The following is a 23,991-nucleotide window of genomic DNA, read 5'->3' as shown; positions in this document are numbered from 1 at the left end:
TTATACGAGTTCCCTCCACACAAATCTAATGACTTCCCGGCATACGAGAAAAGAGGATCGAACCGTATTAGTTCAAATATTCTGGTCCAAGCAGAATCGCAAGAGATAAAGTCAATGAAAACACGCCTTCATAATCGTCTTCCTCTTCATGGGTAAACTGCGGCTTTACCTGACCAATTAACCAGTCCTTGTATAAAAAACGTTCGTATTGGAGATTATATAGAAAGGAGTCAGATGAAAGCTGACGTTCACCAGATTGCAGAAAGCTCAGCTGATAATTAAGTCGATTACGGTCGTTAATCATATGATGAAGGAAAAGGTTTTCTCGTGCATAGAAAAGCCCTTCCTTATCCAACCACACCAAACTAAAGTCAGTACCATAATTCACCGACGCCGTCTGTTTATAATCCACGCCTAATACATAGCGAGCACCAACACCTTGAGAATAGTAAGCGAATGCTTCCTGTTTTTGCCACCAACGAAGCCGAGTATTATCTGTTCCTTGCTTGAACCGCAGGCGCACAAAAGGGTCAAGTGGAAAGTCCAGCAAGATACCTGCGTCAAAATCTGCCCCTAAATCAGAGCGTACAAACCTAACCGCCGCCGAAAGACTGGAGTCTAATGCTGAACTAAGCACGCTATTTTGCTCTGACGCTTCATTCCTCACATTTTCCGGTGTCAATGAATCACCGTTAGATTCAATAACCAGATGAAGTCGATCTTTTGTATTCGGTAATTCCCACTGAGCATGCAGATCAAAAAATCCGGTTGTTGATTCCTCTTCCAAAATCGGACCAAAACGTATCTGAACCTGACTTTCGGAAGAGAACAAACTTGGCCTTCCGGATAAAAATGCATCCATGTTGTTTGACCAACTGCCGATTGTCCTTGATACAGTACTATGGGTTGTTTGCCACCAAGGCAGATCTTTTATTTCGTCTTCGGCAGAGGAGTCACTCTGTATCTCAGTTTGCTCTAGAGGCACAGCCTCTAAAGCATCTTCAGACCAAGCAGGACTGGACAAAAAAACGGTCATCCATGCCAATAAAATGCATTCCTTGCAAGGCAGCATCAATTAATTGCCTTTTAACATTTCTTGAATCATCAAAGAGGAGTTTTCCGCTGCCACTTTTAGGTACTCTTCAAAGCTTTTTGATGACTCTTTGCCAGCGATATCCGATAACGAACGCACAACAACAAAAGGCACTTCAAATTTATGGCAAACCTGAGCTACGGCTGCGGCTTCCATTTCAACGGCAACCAATGATGGAAAGGTCTCTCGTACTTTTTCAACTCTCACAGGGTCGTTCATAAAACTGTCCCCTGTTCCAATCAGACCTACTTTAGCTTGTACATCAGTTACCGCTGAAAATGCCTTTTGGGCTTGGCTAATCAAAGAGGCATCAGCCCCATAGGTTTCTGGCATATTTGGCACCTGACCCATTGCGTAACCAAACGCAGTAACATCGACATCATGATGAACAACCTGATCTGAAATGACCACGTCGCCTACTTGCAGCTCTGGATCATAACCACCAGCAGAACCAATATTGATGACGTACTCTGGCTTAAACTGAGACAACAATAATGTTGTAGACACCGCCGCGTTTACCTTACCGATACCAGACTTTAATAGAACAACATCTTTTCCTTCAAAGTGCCCTATAAAAAAGTCACAACCAGCAATGCTCTCTTCACGAACATCTGTCATCCATTCTTTAATAACAGCCACTTCTTCATCCATGGCGCCAATTAATCCAATTACACTCATTCTTTACTCCTAATGTTTAGACTTCCTGAGTCACGTACTCAGTAAATCGTCGTATCTGCTCACCTGAATAAGGCTGCTTCATTTCAAAAATAGCCACATTATCCGGCATTTCATCCCACCTTTGTACTGAAAAGAAGCGCACATCAGGAAACGAGGTTTGAATCGCTTGCAACAACAAGCTTGGTTGAGGCTCTAATAGCACTAGAGACGCCTGAGGATGATAAGAAAGCATGGCCGAGTAATTCGATAAATCGGCTAACCACTGCACACCTAGATCATAAGCCTCTAGTTCGGCATGCCAGATCGCTTTACTCACTCGACTACCACCAACGATGACCCAAGAGTTCGTTTGATTGTTAGAGAGAATCGGCATAATGCCTTCAAGCTGACTTGCTCCCAATAGCGCCTTATGTAGAACATAGTCCGAAGGGCATCCCACTAAACTAAAAACATCCGGATCTACACATTTGGGGAAAATACTATTGAGCCAAATAATCGGTAGCTTATCTCTTTGGTATTTGAGCTTGAGCGCCTCAGTCATATTCCTTTGCGAATCCATATCTTGATCACAACTGATGAGAACAACATCGAACTTAGTGACTTCGCTGGCTTGAGTAAAGAAACTGTCCGTGGAAGCATATTTCTCAACAGAAACACCGAATTTAGCCAATGACTCCTGAACCACACTAACGTTGGGGTAATCATTTACGACCCAAGCAACACACAATTTACTCGATAAGGCCGTCAAGTCATCCGCTGTTTCTATCTCTTCCAGCCTGAAATTCAGTTGCAATGCATTGTGGCGCAAGACTTTCTTCTCTCCTTCCAAGGAGTCTAATAGCGCTTTAATCATCCAGAAAAACAATGGTCGAGACGCCATGTCATGCATGACAACTAACTCAAAATCAGAGCCTCGGCTTTTAATGCCGAGACGTCGCTCCTCCATGTCATTTGACATCACCATCATAAATAGAACACGCATTAAGCTTCTTAAGTAGGTGTTCACTGCCACCACTTGAACACCAACCTCTAATGGACAGTCTAACAACATCCTATTGGCTTCAATTCCCATCACCTTAACAACATGAGCACTTTCTTGGGCAAGAAGCTCACCAAACGGCAAGTAAGTAACGTCTTCATCCACATTGCCAATCTCGTCCAAAACAGACGTCAACAAAGCAATCCAGCCCCTAAGCTGTGCGGCAGTTATGTGTTGTGGCAACCTAGATAGGTAAGTTAATTCGCTCAACATCGCTTCTGTATTCACTCTTTTTTCGGCGGCAACAGAAAGCGGTTGCAGCTGTTCTAGCTGCCAGATCAAGCTAATTTCTTTCGTCATATCTCGACCAATTAATAACAGCCCTTGATAGCTACTTTCATTGACAAAAGAGTGAGCTTGCCATTTATAAATACGCCTTTGGTCCTCAGAAGTGATGTCAAACTTCACACCTACTTCGCCCTTTAATGCTGCTTGAATATTTTGGTGACAAGAAATCGGCATAAAATCAAAAATAGTCCGAGCTTTCGTCGCGTCAGGGAACAACTCTCTGGCTTCCGCATTAATTGCTTCTATTTCTGTCACTTCATTACAAAAAATAATGGCGCAATGCACCGATTCTGTAAGAAGCTGGAAACGTTGCTCTTTCGACTCAATAAAGGTTTTATCTGCTTCGGCTCTTTGTTGTAATGGAAGTAGCTCCTTGTAGGGCAACAAATACTTGTTGCTCCGATAAGCCATCTGCTCAATAGGCACAAAAACATACCGTCTGATTTGGTACATAAGTAAGAAATAGAACACCAGCATCACAAAGCCAACGCCTAGAACAAAAGGCAGCACTTTCATAACAAGACCTGACAATGCTCTAGTTTTCTGACCCACTTCTAGTTCAAGATCGGCCTGAACAGAAGACATCAAAGGCCAACTGGAAAACAAAACCTTTCCTGTTCCCTCAAGGTCCATTTTGTTTTCTTCTAATAAAACTTGGGTTGTCCCGCCTGTTTTATCGGAGATACGAACCGCAGCCACTTGATCGCTACTCAGTAGCGCACTTGCAAAGGTGACGTTTTCCTTTAGTGAAATAAAGCCATACAAAAAGCCTATATTTCTTTGCTCATCAGAAACGATTTTTTTCTTATACATCAAGAAGACCAAATTATCTTCTGTGGTAACCGTCACCCACTTATTGATCAGCCCTTTTTGAAGCAAAGGGCGAAAGTGCGCTTGGGTAAATAAACGCGCTCGTGGATCCATCGTATGCTGACCGTGACTCCATTCAATATAAAAGAAGTCCAACTCACCAAAAAACAACGCATCATGATGGCTAAACAAAAGGTCTAGCTCTCGTCCTGATGTGTAATTATTCAAAGAAAGGTCTTGAGTAATTAGCCGCATTTCATCTTCAGCGCGATCTAGGTAATTATTAAAAGCTTGCTCTACAGATTTATGCCTTGAGACAAAATTATTTTCCAAGAAAGACTGATGCAGAACCACAACCAAATAAAAAACAATCAGACACATACAGGCAAAGATCACAGACAATAAAGCGAAAGCTTTACTCTGCAAGCGATGTCGTAAACTAATCGGAACTACTTCTGCCATAACATCACCGAATATGGGTAAGCTTGACTCACCATCAAGCGTAAACTGTCAAAATCTAATTCTGAAGGCACCAAGGTTGAACGAGCAACATAGAGGTTCGGCATATTTTTTCCTTCAAGATCCAATTTGATTGCCTCTGCGAGCGCAACAGATAGGTAATCTTTCATAAACAATACACTGGCTTTTATTCTCGGATTAGCAAGTCCTCTCACACCCTCTTGAGTCAGCCCCCAACCATTAGTTTGCACTCTTTGATTGTCCGTTTCTTTTAAAGCCGCAAGTACGCCTTCAGAAATATGAGCAGAGCAACTAAAGATAAAATCGACCTCAGTCTCTGCCAATAAAGCTTTCGTTGATTCAGCCGCTTGCTCTTGTGAATCCTGAACAACATCAATCGTATGAACAGTGCGACCAAGTTGTGTGATCTCATCCAAGAAAGCATCGCAGCGCATGTGACCAAGATAATTATCCGGCAATACTAACGCCGACATTTTTGCCTGTTTTGGAAGTTGGCGGTCTAAATAACTCGCTAGTTGCTTTGCCGCTTGTCTTTGATCAAACCCAATGTACATAAGCGGAGGTCGATCCACCCAATGCGTCAAAGGTGTTGAAAAATCGTACAGAAGCACTTTGGTTTTGTTTCCATATAAAAAGCGCTCCAAGAAACGCCGTTGCACCATCCCTAATTTTGTCATCACAATATAATCTGGCGCGCTCTTCTCAATTTTCATATAAGAGCTGACATCACCATCATCCTCTAAATTAGAGACATAAATATCTAATCGATAATCGATGTTTAACTCTCGCATCCTTTGCTTAAAAGACAGCAACAAAGCTTCATTCGCCAAAGTGTCCGCTTCACCAAATAGTAGCACCGCAATACTGATGGGCTTATTTTGAGTTCTTAGAATGGAAACCGGAGGAGAATGAACAATAGAAGTAAAAAGCTCGATCAAAGGACCTTGTCTAGGCATCAATCGTTGAAAGACATCATCGCTCATTAAATCACGCGTCATATTCGAGGCTTGAACAGAAAACGCAGAGAAAATAAATAAAACCAAAAACCACAGTCTTCGCATGAATCAATCCGATGAAGGCACATAAAGGTGTCATTCTAACCAAATTAGCGAAATTTCGTGAGGACGTGAATAACTAATTAAAAACAAATGCAAAAAAACACTCGTTTAAAACGAATCCTGAGACTTAAAAAGCGTAGAGACAAATTACAGACGAAAAAAAAGCTGACATAAAGTCAGCTTTTTTAAATATGGTGCGGAAGGAGAGACTCGAACTCTCACGCCGTGAAGCACTGGAACCTAAATCCAGCGTGTCTACCAATTCCACCACTCCCGCAAGGAATGGCGAGCATTATAGGTAAATGAATTTTCTGGTCAATAGTTTTTTTAACTTATTTATCAAAAAACTTAAAAAATATTGCCTTTCACCTTTGCTCGCACAATAACTAAACAATTTGCTTAAAAAACACGTCCGTTATTGTATTCACCACGCTCGTAGCGAACCGCCATTTCTTCTAGGTCGAACGTATGAATGCGAGAAGCCTGACCAGCAGAACCAAACGCTTCGTAACGATCAATACAAACAGCCTTCATTGCACGAATACTTTCTGTTAAATACTTACGAGGGTCAAAGTTCCCTTTGTGCTCAGCCAAACTACGACGAATCGCGCCAGTTGCTGCCAAACGTAAATCTGTATCGATATTCACTTTACGAACACCGTAACGAATGGCTTTCACGATTTCTTCAATCGGTACACCGTATGTTTCAGGAATGTCGCCACCAAACTCGTTGATAATAGACAACCAATCCTGAGGAACAGAAGAAGAGCCATGCAATACAATGTGCGTATTTGGAAGAAGCTCAACAATTTGGCTGATACGTTCAATATCAAGAATGTCGCCAGTCGGTGGACGTGTAAACTTATAAGCACCGTGACTTGTACCGATCGCAACCGCAAGCGCATCAATGCCAGTTGCATTAACGAAATCTACGGCTTCTTGAGGATCTGTCAGCATTTGATCGTGCGATAAAATACCTTCTGCACCAACACCATCTTCCTCGCCCGCTTGACCGGTTTCCAATGAACCAAGGCAACCCAACTCACCTTCAACTGACACGCCACATGCGTGAGCAAACTCAACAGTACGACGGGTCACATCAACATTGTATTCATAGCTTGCAGGGGTTTTACCATCTGCTTCTAACGAGCCGTCCATCATGACAGACGAAAAGCCAAGCTGAATCGAACGCTGACAGATAGCAGGAGAGGTTCCATGATCCTGATGCATTACCACTGGAATGTGTGGGTAGTCTTCAATAGCAGCAGCAATCAAGTGACGTAAAAAGTGTGAGCCGGCATATTTACGAGCACCAGCCGATGCTTGCATGATAACAGGTGAATTCACTTCATGGGCGGCTTCCATAATGGCCTTAACCTGTTCCATGTTATTCACATTAAAAGCTGGCAGACCGTAGCTGTGCTCAGCAGCATGATCCAGCAGTTGACGCATACTAATTAAAGGCATACAAGGTTTCCTCTGACTATTTGTCTTATATTGTATTTATAACAGGCGACGTTAGGGTGTTGGCTAACAGTTCATCCTGTTGCATGATCCGCTTCACAGCAGTCACGTGGCTTACGCCTTATTTTCATTCGATCTTAGCGCCGAATATGTCACTCTCTAGTTTTCATAATAGCTGGCCTTGTTTGCTTTTTTGGAGCAACAAACAAGGCCAGTCATTGGGCTTTCCGCCCTTATAATATATTTAGAATGCTATTTTTGCATTTTGTAATACTAATTTTGCGCGCGTGACTCCAACATCGCAACAGCTGGAAGCACTTTTCCTTCAACAAACTCTAAAAAAGCACCACCACCCGTCGAAATATAAGAAATCTTGTCCGCTAAACCGTACTTATCAATCGCTGCCAAGGTATCACCGCCACCAGCAACAGAGAACGCGTCGCTGTCTGCAATGGCTTGAGCAACGACTTCTGTACCTTTAGAGAAGTTATCAAACTCAAATACGCCACATGGGCCGTTCCATAGAATGGTTTTCGCGTTTTTCAAGATATCTGCCATCACTTGAGCAGAATCTGGACCTAAGTCCATGATTTCTTCGTTGTCTTCAACTTGGTCTACAGGCTTAACAGTCGCAACCGCTGTTTCTGAGAATTCCGTACCAACACGAACGTCAGTCACTGCAGGAATATCCAGATCCGCCATTAGCTTTTGAGCCTGAGGAATAAGGTCTTTTTCGTACAAAGACATACCAACATTGTTACCGCGAGCAGCAACGAAAGTATTAGAAATGCCGCCGCCTACAATTAATTGATCGCAAACTTTAGACAGAGATTCTAAAACCGTTAACTTTGTTGATACTTTAGAACCACCAACTACCGCCACCAAAGGACGAGCTGGGTTATCAAGCGCTTTACCCAATGCATCAAGCTCTGCCGCTAATAAAGGGCCTGCACAAGCAATAGGTGCAAACTTCGCTACGCCATGAGTGGAAGCGTGCGCGCGGTGCGCGGTACCAAATGCATCCATCACAAACACATCACATAATGCCGCCATTTTCTTAGACAAGGCTTCATCGTCTTTCTTTTCACCTAAGTTGAAACGTACGTTTTCAACTAAAACCAGCTGACCAGCTTCAACTTCTACGCCATCCAACCAGTCTTTAACGAGAGGAACTTCTTGTCCTAGCAAATCAGATAAATACGCTGCTACAGGCTGAAGGGAGAATTCTTCCTCGTACTGACCTTCTGTCGGGCGACCAAGGTGTGACATAACCATCACTTTAGCGCCTGCTTCTAATGCCAGCTTAATAGTTGGCAATGCCGCACGAATACGAGCATCGCTCATTACTTTGCCATCTTTGACTGGCACGTTTAAATCTTCACGAATCAATACGCGCTTGTTCGTCAAATCCACATCTTTCATATTCATTACAGTCATGTACGATGTCCTCGTCATTTAATTTTTTATATTGTAATACAAATACTAGTCTTTAATCACATTTGCCCAGTATTTTGCTACATCCAGCATTCGATTAGCGTAACCCCATTCATTATCAAACCAACACAGCAACTTAACCATACGCTTATCAATGACTTGGGTCTGTGTGCTATCAATGATCACAGAACGTGGATCATGATTAAAATCAACAGAAGCATGTGCTTCTTTAGAAAAACCCATTAATTCAGCGTATTTGCCATTGGAAGCTTGTTCTAATTGTTGGTTTATTTGCGCCACCGTGACATCTCGATCCGTACGTAATACAAGATCAATCACGGAGACATTTAACGTCGGCACACGCACCGCATTACATCCCATTTTCCCGTCTAGTTCCGGCATCATTCGAGTAATGCCTTTCGCCAAACCGGTATCAACGGGAATAATCGAACTCAACGCAGCACGGGTTAAACGTAAATCTTTCGTGTGATAACCATCAATCACAGGCTGATCATTCATTGCAGAGTGAATCGTTTGAGTTGTGCCATGCACAACACCTGCAAACTGCTTAATAACATCTAATACTGGAATCAGGCAATTGGTTGTGCAAGACGCGGCAGAAACAATCCCGTGGCTCGACTGTATCTCTTCATGGTTAAAGCCATACACAATCGTTGCATCCACGTCTGATGCCGCAGGTTGGGAAAGCAGAATTCTTGGCGCGCCAGCGTTTAGATAAGCTTGTGCACCTTCTCTGTCCGAGAAACTTCCAGAGCATTCAAACACCATATCAAGGTCAAGAGACGACCATTCTAATTCTTCAGGTTGAGCACAAGAAAAGCAGGCGATTTCATCATCACCAATTAGAAGTGTATTGCCTTTTGTCGATACAGGTTGAGGAAAGCGGCCATGTGTTGTGTCATAGCGCGTAAGATAACTGATTGTCTCAATATCAGACAATTCGTTGATTGCCACCACCTGAATGTGGTCGCGGTAGCCGTTTTCATAAAGTGCTCTTAAGACCGAGCGCCCTATTCGACCATAACCATTAATAGCGACTCGCAACATATTCTCACTACTTCATCGCAATAAAAACCGATAAAAAATACCGTTTTTCATCTTATAAAAAAGGAAAAAGAGGCGTACAAAATACCGCCTCTTTTTCTTATTAGCCATTCAATATTTAAACGGCTAGGATTTTTTCCGCTGTCGTGACAACATTATCAACCGTAAAGCCGAAGTGTTTCAGCAAATCACCGCCAGGGGCAGATTCACCAAAGGTTGTCATAGCAACCATAGCGCCATTAAAGCCAACATACTTGTACCAGTAATCTGCATGAGCCGCTTCAATAGCAACGCGTTTTGTTACAGCACTTGGTAAAACAGACTCTTTGTACGCAGAATCCTGAGCATCAAACACATTCGTTGACGGCATAGATACCACACGCACTTTTTTGCCTTTCTCTGTTAAAGCTTCTGCAGACGCAACGGCCAAACCAACTTCCGAGCCAGTTGCCAACAGAATAAGATCTGGCGTGCCAGCGCAATCTTTCAAGACATAAGCGCCTTTTGCCACATTCGCTAATTGCTCAGCAGTACGCGCTTGCGCAGGTAAACCTTGGCGAGAGAAAACCAATGACGTAGGACCGTCACGACGCTCGATAGCCGCCTTCCAAGCCACAGCTGTTTCTGCTGCATCACATGGACGCCACACAGACATATTTGGCGTCATACGCAAGTTAGCAAGCTGTTCAACAGGCTGGTGAGTTGGACCATCTTCACCTTGACCAATAGAGTCATGGGTATAAACGAAGATGTTTTGAATGCCCATCAATGCCGACATACGAACCGCATTACGCGCATATTCCATAAACATCATGAAAGTCGCGCCGTAATTAATGAAACCGCCGTGCAAAGACACGCCATTCATAATACCGCTCATACCAAATTCACGCACACCGTAGTAAACATAGTTACCAGCCGCGTCATCTTGGATACCTTTAGAGCCAGACCATAACGTCAAGTTAGAACCCGCAAGGTCAGCAGAGCCACCCAGTAATTCAGGTAAGATAGCCCCAAAAGCACCAATCGCATTTTGTGATGCTTTACGGCTGGCAATGTTTTCACCTTTGTCTTGGCTTTCTTGAATGAAAGCTTGTGCTTTCGCTTCAAAGTCAGCTGGCAATTCACCATTGATCACGCGACGCTCAAATTCGGCCGCCAATTCTGGGTAAGCCGCTTTGTACGACTCGAACTTCGCTGCCCATTCATCTTCACGAACAGAACCCGCTTCTTTAGCATCCCAGCCAGCGTAAACATCAGCCGGAATTTCAAAAGGTGCATGTGGCCATTCAAGGAATTCACGAGCTGCTGCAATTTCAGCGTCACCCAATGGCGCACCGTGACAATCATGGCTACCAGATTTGTTTGGTGAACCAAAACCAATCACTGTTTTGCAGCAAATCAGAGTAGGTTTGCTGGTTTCCGCTTTAGCCGCTTCGATCGCTGCTTTAATCGCAACAGGATCATGACCATCAACATCCGCAATTACATGCCAACCATAAGATTCAAAACGCTTAGGTGTATCGTCAGTAAACCAGCCTTCAACATGACCATCGATAGAAATACCATTGTCATCCCAAAACGCGACCAATTTACCAAGTCCCAAAGTGCCGGCTAATGAACAAGCTTCATGGGAAATACCTTCCATCAAACAACCATCACCAAGGAAACAATAGGTGTTGTGATCAACAACCTCATGGCCTTCACGGTTAAATTGAGCCGCTAATGTTTTCTCAGCGATCGCCATACCAACCGCATTACTGATACCCGCACCTAAAGGACCCGTTGTTGTTTCAACGCCGTCTGTATAACCATATTCTGGGTGGCCAGGTGTTTTAGAATGCAATTGACGGAATTGTTGCAATTCTTCGATAGGTAGTTTGTAGCCAGACAAATGCAATAGAGAATAAATAAGCATGGAGCCATGGCCGTTTGACAATATAAAGCGGTCACGATCAACCCATTTTGAGTTATTTGGGTTGTGCTTTAAAAAATCATTCCATAACACTTCAGCGATATCGGCCATACCCATTGGCGCACCTGGGTGACCTGAATTGGCTTTTTGCACTGCATCCATACTTAATGCGCGTATGGCGTTAGCAAGTTGTTTACGAGACGGCATGGTTCTTCCACTCCTGATAGCTTAACGAACAATAGAAAAAACATTCTCTACAGAATAGGGCCACCATGCAATGCTGGCACCACCGTTATGCCCAAACAATGGGCAAAGAAAATGAAATGACATAAAAACCGCACCATCGTAACAAAAAAACAACCTTTTGACTCACTAAAATCTAACGAATGGGTTGATATTTAAACAACTCTAGTCCATCATTCGCGGCTTAACAGCGTCGATTTGTCTCGGCTTGCGGGCGCTATATAAACTCAGCTAAACAGATACGTAAGAACCTGTTTAGCATTTTTATGCAAAACAGGTTTTTTTATGCCTGTTTAGCAGCCAACTCAGCTAAAGAGGAAGACTCATAATGTCAGAATATTCTTTATTTACTTCTGAATCCGTTTCAGAAGGTCATCCAGACAAAATCGCAGACCAAGTCTCTGACGCCATTCTTGATGCCATTCTTGCAGAAGACAAAGAAGCGCGCGTGGCCTGCGAAACTCTCGTAAAAACGGGCATGGTATTGGTTGCAGGTGAAGTGCGCACAAATGCATGGGTTGATATCGAAGAAATCGCTCGCGGTGTGATTCGTGAAATCGGCTACAACAGTTCAGACATGGGATTCGATTGGGAATCTTGCGCTGTGATGAACGCCATCGGCAAACAATCTGCTGACATCGCAGTGGGTGTTGATGAAGCCAGCGAAAAAGAACTCGGCGCTGGCGACCAAGGTTTGATGTTTGGCTTTGCGACTAACGAAACTGACGTATTAATGCCTGCACCTATCACTTACGCTCACCGTCTTGTGCAACGCCAAGCTGAAGTACGTAAAAACGGCACGCTTGATTTCCTTCGTCCGGATGCCAAAAGCCAAGTGACTTTCCGCTATGATGAAAATGGTAAGCCATGTGCCGTTGATGCTGTGGTTCTATCCACTCAACACAGTGCATCAGTAAAACAAGCCGATCTACGCGAAGCCGTGATGGAAGAAATCATCAAGCCTGTTCTACCAGCTGAGTGGTTATCAAAAGAAACCAAATACTTCATCAACCCAACAGGTCAATTCATCATTGGTGGCCCTGTAGGTGACTGTGGTTTAACAGGTCGTAAAATCATCGTAGATACATACGGTGGTATGGCTCGTCACGGTGGTGGTGCTTTCTCTGGTAAAGATCCATCAAAAGTTGACCGTTCTGCAGCTTACGCTGGTCGCTATGTAGCCAAAAACATCGTTGCGGCGGGTTTAGCAGACAAATGTGAAATCCAAATTTCTTACGCGATCGGTGTGGCTGAGCCAACCTCTATCAGTATCAATACGTTTGGCACAGGCAAAGTAAGCGACGCTGTCATTTCGCAATTGGTACGTGAGCATTTCGAATTGCGCCCAGCAGGCCTAATTGAAATGTTGGATCTCAAACGTCCAATTTATTTACCAACCGCGGCATACGGTCACTTTGGCCGTGAAGGTGAGAACTTTACTTGGGAAAAAACAGACAAAGCCGACGCTTTACGCAAAGCCGCTGGTTTATAAGTTTTCTTTTTTCCGTTATAAAGCCCTCTGTGACGTTAAAGCGTCACAGAGGGCTTTTTTATTTCTATCTTTTCAAACTTAGGACAAGGCATGCGTATTCCACGAATTTTTATTGATACAGACCTCAACGAGAATACTAAGATCAATTTACCTGATTCGACCTTTCAGCATGTTTGCAAAGTCCTTCGCCTCAAATCAGATCATCCAGTTCGTGTCTTTAATGGTAAAGGTGGTCAATATCACGCCACTTTGTGCGACGTAGAAAAACGTTCAGCTAGCCTGTCCATTTCTCATTTCGAGCCACTGCACAACGAATCCCCTATTCAAGTCACCATAGGCCAAACTCTCTCTCGTGGTGAACGCATGGATTATGCTATTCAAAAATCAGTAGAAGCTGGTGTTTATGCAATCCAACCTTTATTCAGTGAAAGATGCGAAGTAAAACTACAAGACAACCGAGCAGAAAAGCGCCAACAACATTGGCAACAAGTAGCCATTAGTGCGGCAGAACAATGTGGTAGAGGTGTGGTCCCTATTGTCTATCCCCCTATAAATCTTGCAGATTGGCTAGACAATTGTAACGAAATGTTAATGCTCACTTTGCATCACCACAGTGCAAAACCGATAAATCAGTTCCAATGTCCAGAAAATAAACAGGTCTGTTTACTTATTGGACCAGAAGGCGGGCTGACTGAAAACGAGGTTCAACTGTCTGAAAATAAAGGATTTAAAGCTATTACTTTAGGGCCAAGAGTTTTGAGAACAGAAACTGCACCAATTGTTGCATTAAGTGTAATAAACACACTTTGGGGCGATATTTAAGGTAATCTAGATACAATGTAAAAAAGCCGCTGACTCACATAACTACAACATATTCACGGTTTAAATGATTTTAAAATTTAAGCAGATACATTCATTAAAGGAACGATGATTTTATGTTTTACCGACTTGGTCTGATTTCAACTAGCTACTTAAGCATGGCTTTACTGTCTTTGTCAGCTCATGCTATTACGCTTGAAGAAGCAACTTACATCGCTATCGAAAATAGCCCTGAAGTCAGACAAGCTATAGCACAATATCGTGAGCTGAAAGAAGACGCAGAAGTGGCGCGCCGCACAGGCTACTACCCAAGCGTGGATCTTTCTGCGGGCATCGGCCATGAAACAACTTATGAAGAAAATTCAGACGATATTGACTTAACTCGACGTGAGTTAACACTGGCATTAAATCAGCCTCTTTTTAATGGTTTCTCCACCCGCAACGAAGTAAAACGACTCACCAGTGAAGCCGAAGCTGACCGTTGGAACGCTCTTATTTCTGTTGAAAACACAGCGTTAGAAGTGGCTCAAGTTTTTGCAGATGTCTTACGTTACCGCGAACTTCTTGCTCTTGCCGACCTAAATTTAAAAGCTCATCAGCGCATATATGAGCAAATTAAATTAAAAAGCGACACAGGCATTGGCCGTCAATCTGACCTTAGCCAAATATCTGCACGTCTTTCGAAAGCGCACGCTAATAATTTAGCGGCAATTAACAACCTTAAAGACGCTGAAAGTAACTATAAAAGCATCGTTGGAGAACTACCTCCTGAAGAGATGATTTACCCAGTACCAGATCGTGCACTCTTACCACAAGACCTTGACTCTGCGATCAGCGAAGCGCTTAAGAAAAACCCAGCAATTGAAGGTGCTTATTGGGACGTTCTTGCAACAGAAAGCCTGCAAGACATTGCTGATGCTGAGAAATACCCAACTGTTAACTTCGTTTTAGAGCGTACTTGGGACAACAATATAGACGGTGATGAAGGCCCTAGTGAAGACTTACTCGCAATGGTTCGACTTAACTATAACCTTTACAGCGGCGGTTCATTCAAACGTAAACAAGAAGCGGCCGTACAACAAAACATCCAAGCGACAGAGATTCGTCGTAATACGATTCGTGACACAGAGTTAACTGTTCGTCTTGCTTGGGCGGCTTATGAAGCAACAACCGGCCAAAAAGAGCATATTCAGCAATATGTTATCTCAACGAAAGAGTCTCAAGTGGCATACGAAAAGCAATTTCGCTTAGGTCGTCGCTCATTGTTGGACGTTTTAGACAGTGAAAACGAGCTGTTCCAAGCTCGCCAAGATTATGTCAACGCTGACTATGACGAGCTTTTCTCAGAGTTCCGCTTGTTCAATGCTAAAGGCGAATTGATGAGAGCATTCCGTATCTACCGCCCATCATTGCTTGGCTTTAATGACGAGTTTGATGAGAAAGGCTCTCTCACAGTAAAAGGCAGTGTGGTTGAAGAATTAACGGAAGCGGAAAACGCAACGATTCAAGATGAGCCTAATGTTGCTTCGCCTGTCACAACTGACACAGCACCGAAAACAGATCAAGAAAGCTTAGAAAGCGAACTCTTCCTTGAAGCGGATGAAAACAGCGGTAGCTGGTAAGTTTTATTGGAGCTTGTTTGTTAGTACCAAAGAGCTAGATGAGAGAAAACCATTCCTCATCTAGCTTTTTTATGTCTCCACACACTACCTATAAAAACAACTATCTGTAAAACAATGGTGTTTTTTCTTCTCAGCGTCCCCATATTTCTATAGCATCAATACTTATTAATATATTTTCAAAGTACGAAGATATCACTTCGTTTTAGGAATCACCCTATGACTATCAAGCTCGGCATTGTTATGGATCCTATTTCATCCATAAACTACAAAAAAGACACCTCACTCGCCATGCTTTGGGCCGCTGCAGAAAAAGGCTGGCAGCTCATTTATATGGAACAAAAGGATTTGTTTATAGAAGAGGGAAAAGCATTCGCGATGACTCGCCCTCTCAATGTCTACAAAGATCCATCGCACTTTTATGACTTAGGTGAAGAAACAAAAATGCCGCTTGGCGACCTTGATGTCATTTTAATGCGCAAAGATCCTCCATTCGACAGTGAATTTGTCTACAGCACCATGATTCTTGAACAAGCAGAAAGAGATGGTGCACTGGTTGTGAATGACCCAAAAAGCCTTCGCGACTGCAACGAGAAGCTCTTTGCGACTCAGTTCCCTCAATGCTGTCCACCAGTCTTAGTGACGCGTCGTGCAGACTTACTAAAGTCCTTCCACAAAGAACACGGCGATGTGATTTTTAAACCTTTAGATGGCATGGGCGGAACCGCTATTTTTCGCCTCAAACCAGACGATTCGAACGTCAGTGTGATTATCGAAACCCTAACCAACATGGGTGCAGAACAAATCATGGCGCAGAAATTTATCCCTGAGATAAAGCAAGGCGATAAACGCATCTTAATCGTCAATGGTGAGCCAGTTCCTTTCGCGTTGGCACGCATTCCCGCTTCAGGGGAAACTCGTGGCAACTTGGCTGCGGGTGGACGAGGTGAAGGCCGACCACTGAGCGACAGAGACCGTTGGATTTGCGAACAAGTTATGCCATCTTTAAAAGAGAAAGGACTGATGTTTGTTGGCTTAGACGTTATTGGTGATTACCTTACTGAAATAAATGTCACTAGCCCTACTTGTGTTAGAGAGCTAAACGATCAATTCGGTTTAGACATCGCCATGACATTAATTGAGGCAATCGAAGCGCGCCTTCAGTAATATTAAATGATGCGAACACTCGATAAATTTTCCATCACGCTTTTCATCGCCATTAGCCTTCATGTGCTAATGGTGATGATTGTTGGTTTTGACTTCACACTTCCATCGACCAAACCTAAAACATTGGAAGTCACGCTAGTTCAACACACAACAAAAGCGCCTGTTGACGCAGACTTTATCGCCCAAGCTAACCAACAAGCCAGCGGTACAGAGTTACGCAAACAAAAGCTGACAACCACAGAAAATTCCCGCTTTTTATCCGATACTATCCAAGAAATATCTCCACCGATTCAACCACAGCTCGCCTCAGCTGAACCCATTGATGAACCTAGGCTACTTGCCACAAGCAACCAAGAAGCGGTTTTTGAAGTACTTGATGAGCCTGAACAGGAAGTAAAAACCTTAGAAGAAAGGTTTCGTGGAGAAACACAAATTCCTAGTCATCTATCTAATGACATAGCAACCTTAGAAGCCCTACTCGACCAGCAACGCCAATCTTATGCTAAACGTCCACGCATTCGCCGTTTAACCTCTGTTTCAGCAAAAGCGGCAGTCGATGCTCAATATCTAGATGACTGGCGACGCAGAATTGAGCGAATAGGCAACATTCATTACCCAGAAGAAGCAAAGCGAAATCATTTATATGGGGAATTACGTTTGGCCGTCAGCCTGCTTCCAAACGGCTACATTGATGATATTGAAATCTTACATTCATCGGGGAAAAGAGTATTAGATGATGCTGCCATGCGCATTGTTCGATTGGCCGAACCTTTCCAAGCCTTTCCGAGCGAACTCAAAAAAGAAGTAGATAAGCTCGAGATTATTCGGACCTGGCGCTTTGTACCTGGCAATCAATTAAGAAGTCAGTAAACACGATCTTCTACGCCAAAAAGCAAGCCTCACAATGTAACCCCCAAAAACGAAAAAGCCTTCTTTATGATGATCACAAAGAAGGCTTTTCAATCCCAAGGGAGAAAGATCAATCGAACTGACCTTCTCCCATTGAGACACGTATTTTCTTCATAGCGTTTTTCTCAAGCTGACGAATTCGCTCAGCTGAAACACCATATTCATCGGCCAAATCATGCAAAGTTGATTTGCCGTCTGACAACCAACGTTGCACTAGGATATTACGGCTACGCTCGTCTAAATCAGCCATTGCAACTTCAAGGCGCTGGTTAGAATCTTCTGTCCAGTTACCGTTTTCAAGCAAAGTTGCTGGGTCGTATCTGTGGTCTTCTAAATACTGAGACGGCGCCTGAAATGCGCTTTCATCATCGTCATCTGCAGAAGCATCAAAAGCCATATCAGAAGAACTTAAACGCCCTTCCATCTGACGAACTACTTCAGGCGTTACGCCCAAATCGCTCGCAACAGACTCAACTTCAGAATTACTAAACCAAGACAAACTCTTCTTCGCGCTGCGTAAGTTGAAGAACATTTTACGCTGAGCCTTGGTTGTCGCAACTTTCACAATGCGCCAGTTTTTCAGAATGAACTCATGAATCTCTGCTTTAATCCAATGCACAGCAAAAGAAACAAGACGCACACCCACTTCAGGGTTAAAGCGCTTTACAGCCTTCATTAGGCCAACATTACCTTCTTGGATTAGGTCGCCTTGTGCTAAACCATATCCGGAATAACTTTTCGCAATATGAACAACAAATCTCAAATGCGACATAACCAATGTACGTGCTGCTTCGAGGTCTTCTTGATAGTAAAGACGCTCAGCCAATGCTTTTTCTTCATCAGCGGATAAAATCGGAATTCTACTAACGGCCTGTATGTAGGATTCAAGGTTTTGACCTGGAATCATCATGTCCGTAGGTTGGAGAGTTTTAGCCATCTCTATTTCCACCTTTTTAATTGCTCATACTGAGTATGAGAAAAATATTACCAAGTAAGTGCTTTCCATGTGTGACATAAATGTGAATAAACCATGGCTATTATCTAATGACTGATATTAGCCTTTTATGATCACTGCAACTCAATATTTGCTATATGGCGATTCACTGCAATCCAAGAGCCAATCACACCAACAAAAGCACTAATAGTTAAACACAAAACAATCTCATCTGCATTAAAAGTCTGTAACTGAAAACCACTTTGATAGGAATCAATCAAACGTTCTGCAGGCGCACTAATCCACCAGCTAAGCAAGAGAACACATAGGCTGGCAAAGAGCCCACCTAAGACCCCAAACCAAAAGCCCATGTATAAAAATGGGCGACGAATATAACCATCTGTTGCGCCGACTAATTTCATGACCAAGACTTCATCGCGACGGCTTTCTACTGCCATTCGAATCGTGTTACCGACAATCAAAAACACCGCCACAACCAATAGAACAGACAGCGCATAAGAAAAACGCTGCCCAAAACTCAATATATTCGCAAGACGCTGTAACCATTGTGCATCTAATTCTGCGTATTCCACTTCCTGTTGACCGGCTAATTGGTCACGCAATGCCTGTAAGTTTGGCAAAGTCGTCACATCCACCATTTCGCGAGGAATAACTCGTAGCACAATCGGCAAAGGGTTCTCTGGTAAAGAAGATAAGATTTGTTCGTAGCCACTGGATTGCTCGAAATACCTTAACCCCTCTTCCTTGGAAATATATTCCACCGACGCCACATCCGCTTGTGCCGAAATACGATGAGACAAAGCAAGCGCCTGAGTGTCTTCTAAACCTGGGAACAAATACAAAGTAATAACTGACTGCTGCTCCCATTGATCTGTCACCGATTGCACGTTTTTCAACAAAACATACAAACCACTCGGCAAAGACAAAGCAATGGCGATCACCATCACAGTCATCACACTAGACAAAGGATAAGACACCAAACGCATGAAGCTTTCAGTCAGCGTCGTTTGATGCTGTCTTAGATACTTACCAAGACTGAATGAAGAGCGAGCAGGCCAATGATGTTTTGTCGCCTTTATGGATTCTCTTGTGGCGCCGCGCTGATTGGGTTTCTGTGCCATTTAGCCAAACCCTCCATCGTTAACCATTCGCCCTTGATTTAGAGTGAGAACTCGATGACGCATGCGAGCAACCAAAGCCAAATCGTGGCTAGCAACCAAAACGGTTACTCCCACTCGGTTAAACTCTTGGAAAAGATTCATGATTTCAGCGGATAATTTAGGATCCAAGTTACCCGTAGGCTCATCGGCCAATAAAAGTTGTGGCTTATTAACTACTGCTCTAGCAATACCGACACGTTGCTGCTCACCACCAGACAAGGCCATCGGATTGTATTTTTCCTTATCTAACAATCCGACTTTGTCCAATGCGGCACGCACACGCTTCGCAATTTGTTGTGGATCTGCGCCGCTCACCTGCAAAGGCAAAGCCACATTATGAAAAACACTTCGATCAAATAAAAGTTGGTGATTTTGAAACACCACACCCACTCGACGTCTGTGTTGAGGAATCGCCCGTCGACTTAACGTTCGCAGATCAACACCATCGACAAGAATTTGCCCTGATGTCTGGCGCTCAATCATCATCATGAGTTTCATTAAGGTACTTTTACCTGCACCGGAATGCCCAGTAAGAAACGCCATTTCACCTTGGCGCAAATGAAAACTCACCTGCGACAATGCTTCCTGTCCGCTCTCGTACTTTTTACCCACTCGCTGAAATTCGATTTCCACCTTGATCCACTATCCTTAAATTAAAATAAGAAACGTTTGTTTATAGGGCGAATCGCTCAAAATTTTATTCACTTTCAAACAATGCGTCTACGAACTCTTGCGCAACGAAAGGACGTAAATCATCCGCCTGCTCACCCACGCCAATATAACGTATAGGCAAACCGAACTGCTTGGCAATTGCAAAGATAATCCCGCCTTTTGCTGTGCCATCCAATTTCGTCAAAGTAATACCACTTACGCCAACCGCTTCAGAGAAAAGCTTAGCTTGGCTAATCGCGTTTTGACCAGTACCGGCATCAAGCACAAGCATGACTTCATGAGGTGCATTTTCGTCAAGCTTTTTCATTACTCGAACGACTTTCGACAACTCATTCATCAGGTTTTCTTTGTTTTGCAAACGACCCGCTGTGTCAGCAATAACAATATCGACACCTTTGGCTTTAGCGGATTCAAGCGCATCATAAATAACAGACGCAGAATCGGCACCTGTATGTTGTGCGACAACAGGAACATTATTACGTTCACCCCAAACCTGAAGCTGCTCAACTGCTGCGGCACGGAATGTATCGCCCGCCGCCAACATAACACTTTTGCCTTCTGCCTGATATTTTTTAGCCAACTTACCGATAGTGGTGGTTTTACCAACTCCGTTAACGCCAACCATTAAAATAACGAAAGGACCTTCTTTGCTAACAGGCTCAAGAGTTTTCTGTGAGTTGCTCAGAATATCAGCCATATCAGATTTCAGCGTTGTTAATAACGTATCTGAGTCTTTCAGCTCTTTACGATTCAGCTTATCTGTCAGCCCATTCACCAACGCCTGAGTCGCATCAATGCCTACATCCGCCATCAAAAGCTGAGTTTCAAGCTCTTCTAGTAGATCATCATCAACTTTTTTGCTGCCCAAAATAACAGACGATAAGCCGTTGCCTAATCCGCTGCGAGTACGAGACAAACCAGCTTTAATTCTTTGCGCCCAAGAAAGCGTCGGAGCTTTTGGTTCTTCTTCCACTTCTTCTGCTTGAGGCGCTTCGTCTTCCACCGTTTCAACTGCGGCTTCTTCTTCAGACTCAGAGACTTCTGGCTCTTCAGCTTTTGGCTCTTCAACAGCCACAGGCTCTTCAGCAACGACAGGTTCTTCTACAACCGCTTCTTCTACGGTCGCTTCTGTCACTTCTTCCGGTGCAATTGTTGCTTGCTCAACTTCAGGCGTTTCTGCCGTTAATTCTTTTTCAGCAACCGCCAACTCTTCCACTAAATCACTTTCTGCAATCGGTGCTTTCTCAGCCACAATGTCTGCTTCAACAACAGAAGGCTTCTCGATAGGTTCGCTTACTGGCGTATTTTGAGCGGCTTGGTCTTTTCTTTTCGCTGCTTTAATTTCTGCATTCATCTTATTCACAAAACGACGACGAATAACAAAAGCAACGATCGCTAAACTTGTACCAATCGCAATTGGCGCATAACGAGCGTATTCCTCACCAAGATAAGGCGTAAAAAAAGCAATAATTTGATTAACAATTTCCATTAAATTTGTCTCTTTATTTTGACTGATGCAGTAAACACCAGTGAAATGCTATGATTGGAAGCAACGCCACAAGATTGGGCGCGTAAAAACGAGTATTTTATCATCATTCTAGCTAGCAAACAGGTCTAGTTTCACGCAAAACGACATATAACACACACCTTAAGGTGCTTTATGCCCGATAATAGTAAACCTCTTTTCAGCCGACCTGTTTTAGCCATCATTATGGTTTTCTGTACATTAGCCGTTTGGGTACTACAACTCACTGCGCCAAGCAGCAAACTCCCAACACCGAATATAGAAACATCCGAAACGGATTCTGGCATTCCCATTATTTGGCTAGAGCAAGGCAGTTGGGAAGGTGGTGACAAAGTTGAAATTCGCTTTGCTTTTCGAACGCCAGCGCCTCAATCAACACCGACAGATACAAATCTGGCCCAAACAACGCTTGCCATGCTAATGAGTGATTCCTTGCCACTTAGCACAGCATCCATCAACCAAAGGTTAGCCCCTTTAGCCGCGCAAGCCAGCAGCCATTATGACTATGAAAACCAAGTCATTGGTGTAACGCTCAGCAGCCAAACAGCTTATCTCATGCGCACTTTATCATTAGTGAATAACTGGTTAGCAGAACCAGCATTTAAGCATCGTACACTGGATAGCTGGCAACGACGCCACACAGAAATTGAGCCATACAAAGCAGAAAAAGGACTATTTCAGAATCAAGATGAGCAGACAAACAACACGGATGCAGCTGCCGTCACATTGGAGCAAGTGAGTCAGTATTACAAAACCATGCACTTGAATGCGTCTGCCATTTACGTGATCGGCAACTTAAATACAGAAGCAAAAGCCGCTATTGAAGAAGTTCTTAATAATGTCAGCAAAAACGATCAACTTGCTGTGGCATCAACGTCAATAGAAGACTATAAGCCAACCTCTCGCACGGTTGAATTTAACAAAAAGTCGGCATCAGATTATCTGTGGCAAACTCAAAGCGCAGTTGCTCTAAAACCTATTGCCTCGGTCAAAGAATGGATCAGCTTACAAATATGGGGCGCAGATTTGGTCTCAACATTGAATCAACAAACCAACATGGATTTTGTACAGCTTGCCTTCACCTTATCGCCAAAACACCCTTGGGCTCGTTGGAACATTCAATATTCCGCTGCGCTAACTCAAGACGCCGAGAACCTAAACACAAAGATGCTCGATGCGAAAAGCTTGCTGACACAGCAAAACATGCCATCAGCTCAAGACCAAACCACTTTTAACAGACTGTTTGATAGCTTTAAAACACAATTGGAAATACAAACTCAGTCTCCAACATGGTGGAGCTATATGGCGACCCAAGTCACCCATTTAGACGGGCAATTAACCTTGGAAGACTTTGTAAGCTCTTACAAAGAAGCCATCGACACTTTCACCCAAACTGATTACCAGAACGCCTTAACAGATTTATTAAAGACATCGACTTACCAAGAGATTCAGGTTTACCAATGAGAAAGAAAACACCACAACAGGCTTCCAAAAACAGCAAAGCTAAGGCTTCTAAACTCCGAATCATTGCCGGTGAATGGCGCTCACGTCAGTTACCTATTCCTGATATTGAAGGTTTAAGACCCACGCCAGACAGAGTGCGCGAAACCCTCTTCAATTGGATTAACCATTTCGTTCCCGGTGCGACATGCGGCGACTTCTTTTGTGGCTCTGGGGCATTAGGGCTAGAAGCCTTATCCCGCGGTGCGAAGCATCTTACCTTTGTTGATAACTCTCGTGTTGTTTCCCAGCAAATGACAGCTAATCTCGCCACATTAGGCGCAACAAATGCCGAAGTCATCGCGCAAAACGCAGCGGCTTTTCTAGAAACGGCAACGCCTCGACCATTGGACATCATCTTCTTAGATCCGCCTTTTCGCAAAGGTTGGTTGGCGCAAATCATTCCGCTACTGGAAAAAGGTTGGTTAGCTGAACGCGCTCTGGTCTACATCGAAATGGAAAAAGAAGCCGCGCTTCCTCCTTTACCGAACAACTGGACGTTACAAAAAGAAAAAACAGCAGGTCAATTAGTCTATCGACTCTTTGAGATCACACAGTAATTAGAAGGTCTATACCTTGATGCTATGCAACGCAAACGCTAGACTGTGT

At 43.6% G+C, this 23,991-nt stretch carries 19 protein-coding genes and 1 tRNA gene; 7 read left to right on the top strand and 13 right to left on the bottom strand.

Annotation, left to right across the window (positions count from 1 at the left end):
• Nucleotides 1–67: 67 nt before the first annotated feature.
• The 9 genes from AC0L46_RS09030 to tkt form a co-directional block, all read right to left on the bottom strand.
• On the bottom strand, nt 68–1,072 hold the full coding sequence (locus AC0L46_RS09030) for a hypothetical protein (RefSeq protein WP_473503065.1): 1,005 nt from the start codon (nt 1,070–1,072) through the stop codon (nt 68–70).
• A 3-nt stretch (nt 1,073–1,075) separates the two neighbouring features.
• Complete coding sequence (gene mtnN / locus AC0L46_RS09025; RefSeq protein WP_414682202.1) at nt 1,076–1,771, bottom strand: 5'-methylthioadenosine/S-adenosylhomocysteine nucleosidase; 696 nt, start codon at nt 1,769–1,771, stop codon at nt 1,076–1,078.
• A 16-nt stretch (nt 1,772–1,787) separates the two neighbouring features.
• Complete coding sequence (locus AC0L46_RS09020) at nt 1,788–4,370, bottom strand: hypothetical protein (RefSeq protein WP_473503063.1); 2,583 nt, start codon at nt 4,368–4,370, stop codon at nt 1,788–1,790.
• Nucleotides 4,358–5,449: a substrate-binding domain-containing protein gene (locus tag AC0L46_RS09015; protein ID WP_473503061.1), complete on the bottom strand. Its 1,092-nt coding sequence runs from the start codon at nt 5,447–5,449 to the stop codon at nt 4,358–4,360. Before AC0L46_RS09015 ends, AC0L46_RS09020 begins: the two co-directional genes overlap by 13 nt.
• 189 nt (nt 5,450–5,638) lie before the next feature.
• Nucleotides 5,639–5,723, bottom strand: a tRNA-Leu gene (locus tag AC0L46_RS09010).
• A 122-nt stretch (nt 5,724–5,845) separates the two neighbouring features.
• Nucleotides 5,846–6,913, bottom strand: a complete 1,068-nt coding sequence (gene fba / locus AC0L46_RS09005; protein WP_317005434.1) for a class II fructose-bisphosphate aldolase — start codon at nt 6,911–6,913, stop codon at nt 5,846–5,848.
• Nucleotides 6,914–7,183: 270 nt separating this feature from the next.
• Nucleotides 7,184–8,347, bottom strand: a complete 1,164-nt coding sequence (locus AC0L46_RS09000) for a phosphoglycerate kinase (RefSeq protein ID WP_414682199.1) — start codon at nt 8,345–8,347, stop codon at nt 7,184–7,186.
• A gap of 45 nt (nt 8,348–8,392) precedes the next feature.
• Nucleotides 8,393–9,412: a type I glyceraldehyde-3-phosphate dehydrogenase gene (locus AC0L46_RS08995; RefSeq protein ID WP_473503058.1), complete on the bottom strand. Its 1,020-nt coding sequence runs from the start codon at nt 9,410–9,412 to the stop codon at nt 8,393–8,395.
• 115 nt (nt 9,413–9,527) lie between these two features.
• The gene (gene tkt, locus AC0L46_RS08990; RefSeq protein ID WP_473503056.1) at nt 9,528–11,528 is read right to left on the bottom strand and encodes a transketolase; all 2,001 of its coding nucleotides are present in this window, start codon (nt 11,526–11,528) and stop codon (nt 9,528–9,530) included.
• 364 nt (nt 11,529–11,892) lie between these two features.
• Between tkt and metK the strand changes: the two genes are divergently transcribed.
• The 5 genes from metK (at nt 11,893) to AC0L46_RS08965 (ending at nt 17,531) form a co-directional block, all read left to right on the top strand.
• Nucleotides 11,893–13,056 carry a methionine adenosyltransferase gene (gene metK / locus AC0L46_RS08985; protein ID WP_414682196.1) on the top strand — a complete coding sequence of 388 codons (1,164 nt, stop codon included), beginning with the start codon at nt 11,893–11,895 and terminating at the stop codon, nt 13,054–13,056.
• A gap of 90 nt (nt 13,057–13,146) precedes the next feature.
• The gene (locus tag AC0L46_RS08980; RefSeq protein ID WP_473503054.1) at nt 13,147–13,878 is read left to right on the top strand and encodes a 16S rRNA (uracil(1498)-N(3))-methyltransferase; all 732 of its coding nucleotides are present in this window, start codon (nt 13,147–13,149) and stop codon (nt 13,876–13,878) included.
• A 113-nt stretch (nt 13,879–13,991) separates the two neighbouring features.
• Nucleotides 13,992–15,497, top strand: a complete 1,506-nt coding sequence (locus AC0L46_RS08975; protein WP_473503052.1) for a TolC family outer membrane protein — start codon at nt 13,992–13,994, stop codon at nt 15,495–15,497.
• Between the two features lie 216 nt (nt 15,498–15,713).
• Nucleotides 15,714–16,661, top strand: coding sequence for a glutathione synthase (gene gshB, locus AC0L46_RS08970; RefSeq protein ID WP_473503050.1), 948 nt, complete (start codon nt 15,714–15,716; stop codon nt 16,659–16,661).
• A gap of 6 nt (nt 16,662–16,667) precedes the next feature.
• Nucleotides 16,668–17,531 (top strand): energy transducer TonB, encoded by an 864-nt coding sequence (locus AC0L46_RS08965; protein WP_473503048.1) that lies wholly within the window; start codon nt 16,668–16,670, stop codon nt 17,529–17,531.
• Nucleotides 17,532–17,640: 109 nt separating this feature from the next.
• On the opposite strand, the gene rpoH is transcribed toward AC0L46_RS08965, so the two are convergent.
• From rpoH to ftsY, 4 genes are all read right to left on the bottom strand, one after another.
• Nucleotides 17,641–18,507, bottom strand: coding sequence for an RNA polymerase sigma factor RpoH (gene rpoH, locus AC0L46_RS08960; RefSeq protein WP_414682191.1), 867 nt, complete (start codon nt 18,505–18,507; stop codon nt 17,641–17,643).
• A gap of 131 nt (nt 18,508–18,638) precedes the next feature.
• Nucleotides 18,639–19,646 carry a permease-like cell division protein FtsX gene (gene ftsX, locus AC0L46_RS08955; RefSeq protein WP_414682190.1) on the bottom strand — a complete coding sequence of 336 codons (1,008 nt, stop codon included), beginning with the start codon at nt 19,644–19,646 and terminating at the stop codon, nt 18,639–18,641.
• On the bottom strand, nt 19,647–20,318 hold the full coding sequence (gene ftsE / locus AC0L46_RS08950; RefSeq protein WP_317005442.1) for a cell division ATP-binding protein FtsE: 672 nt from the start codon (nt 20,316–20,318) through the stop codon (nt 19,647–19,649).
• A gap of 64 nt (nt 20,319–20,382) precedes the next feature.
• Nucleotides 20,383–21,846, bottom strand: a complete 1,464-nt coding sequence (gene ftsY, locus AC0L46_RS08945; RefSeq protein ID WP_473503045.1) for a signal recognition particle-docking protein FtsY — start codon at nt 21,844–21,846, stop codon at nt 20,383–20,385.
• Between the two features lie 171 nt (nt 21,847–22,017).
• On the opposite strand from ftsY, the gene AC0L46_RS08940 reads away from it, so the two are divergent.
• A complete protein-coding gene (locus tag AC0L46_RS08940) occupies nt 22,018–23,346 on the top strand; it encodes a peptidase M16 family protein (RefSeq protein ID WP_473503043.1) in 1,329 nt (442 codons plus the stop codon).
• Nucleotides 23,343–23,942: a 16S rRNA (guanine(966)-N(2))-methyltransferase RsmD gene (gene rsmD / locus AC0L46_RS08935; protein WP_473503041.1), complete on the top strand. Its 600-nt coding sequence runs from the start codon at nt 23,343–23,345 to the stop codon at nt 23,940–23,942. Before AC0L46_RS08940 ends, rsmD begins: the two co-directional genes overlap by 4 nt.
• Nucleotides 23,943–23,991: the final 49 nt, after the last annotated feature.

The sequence above is a fragment of the Marinomonas sp. 15G6-16 genome, assembly GCF_055809555.1.
Note: the sequence above shows the minus strand (reverse complement) of the source record. Positions and strands in the feature narration are given on the sequence as shown.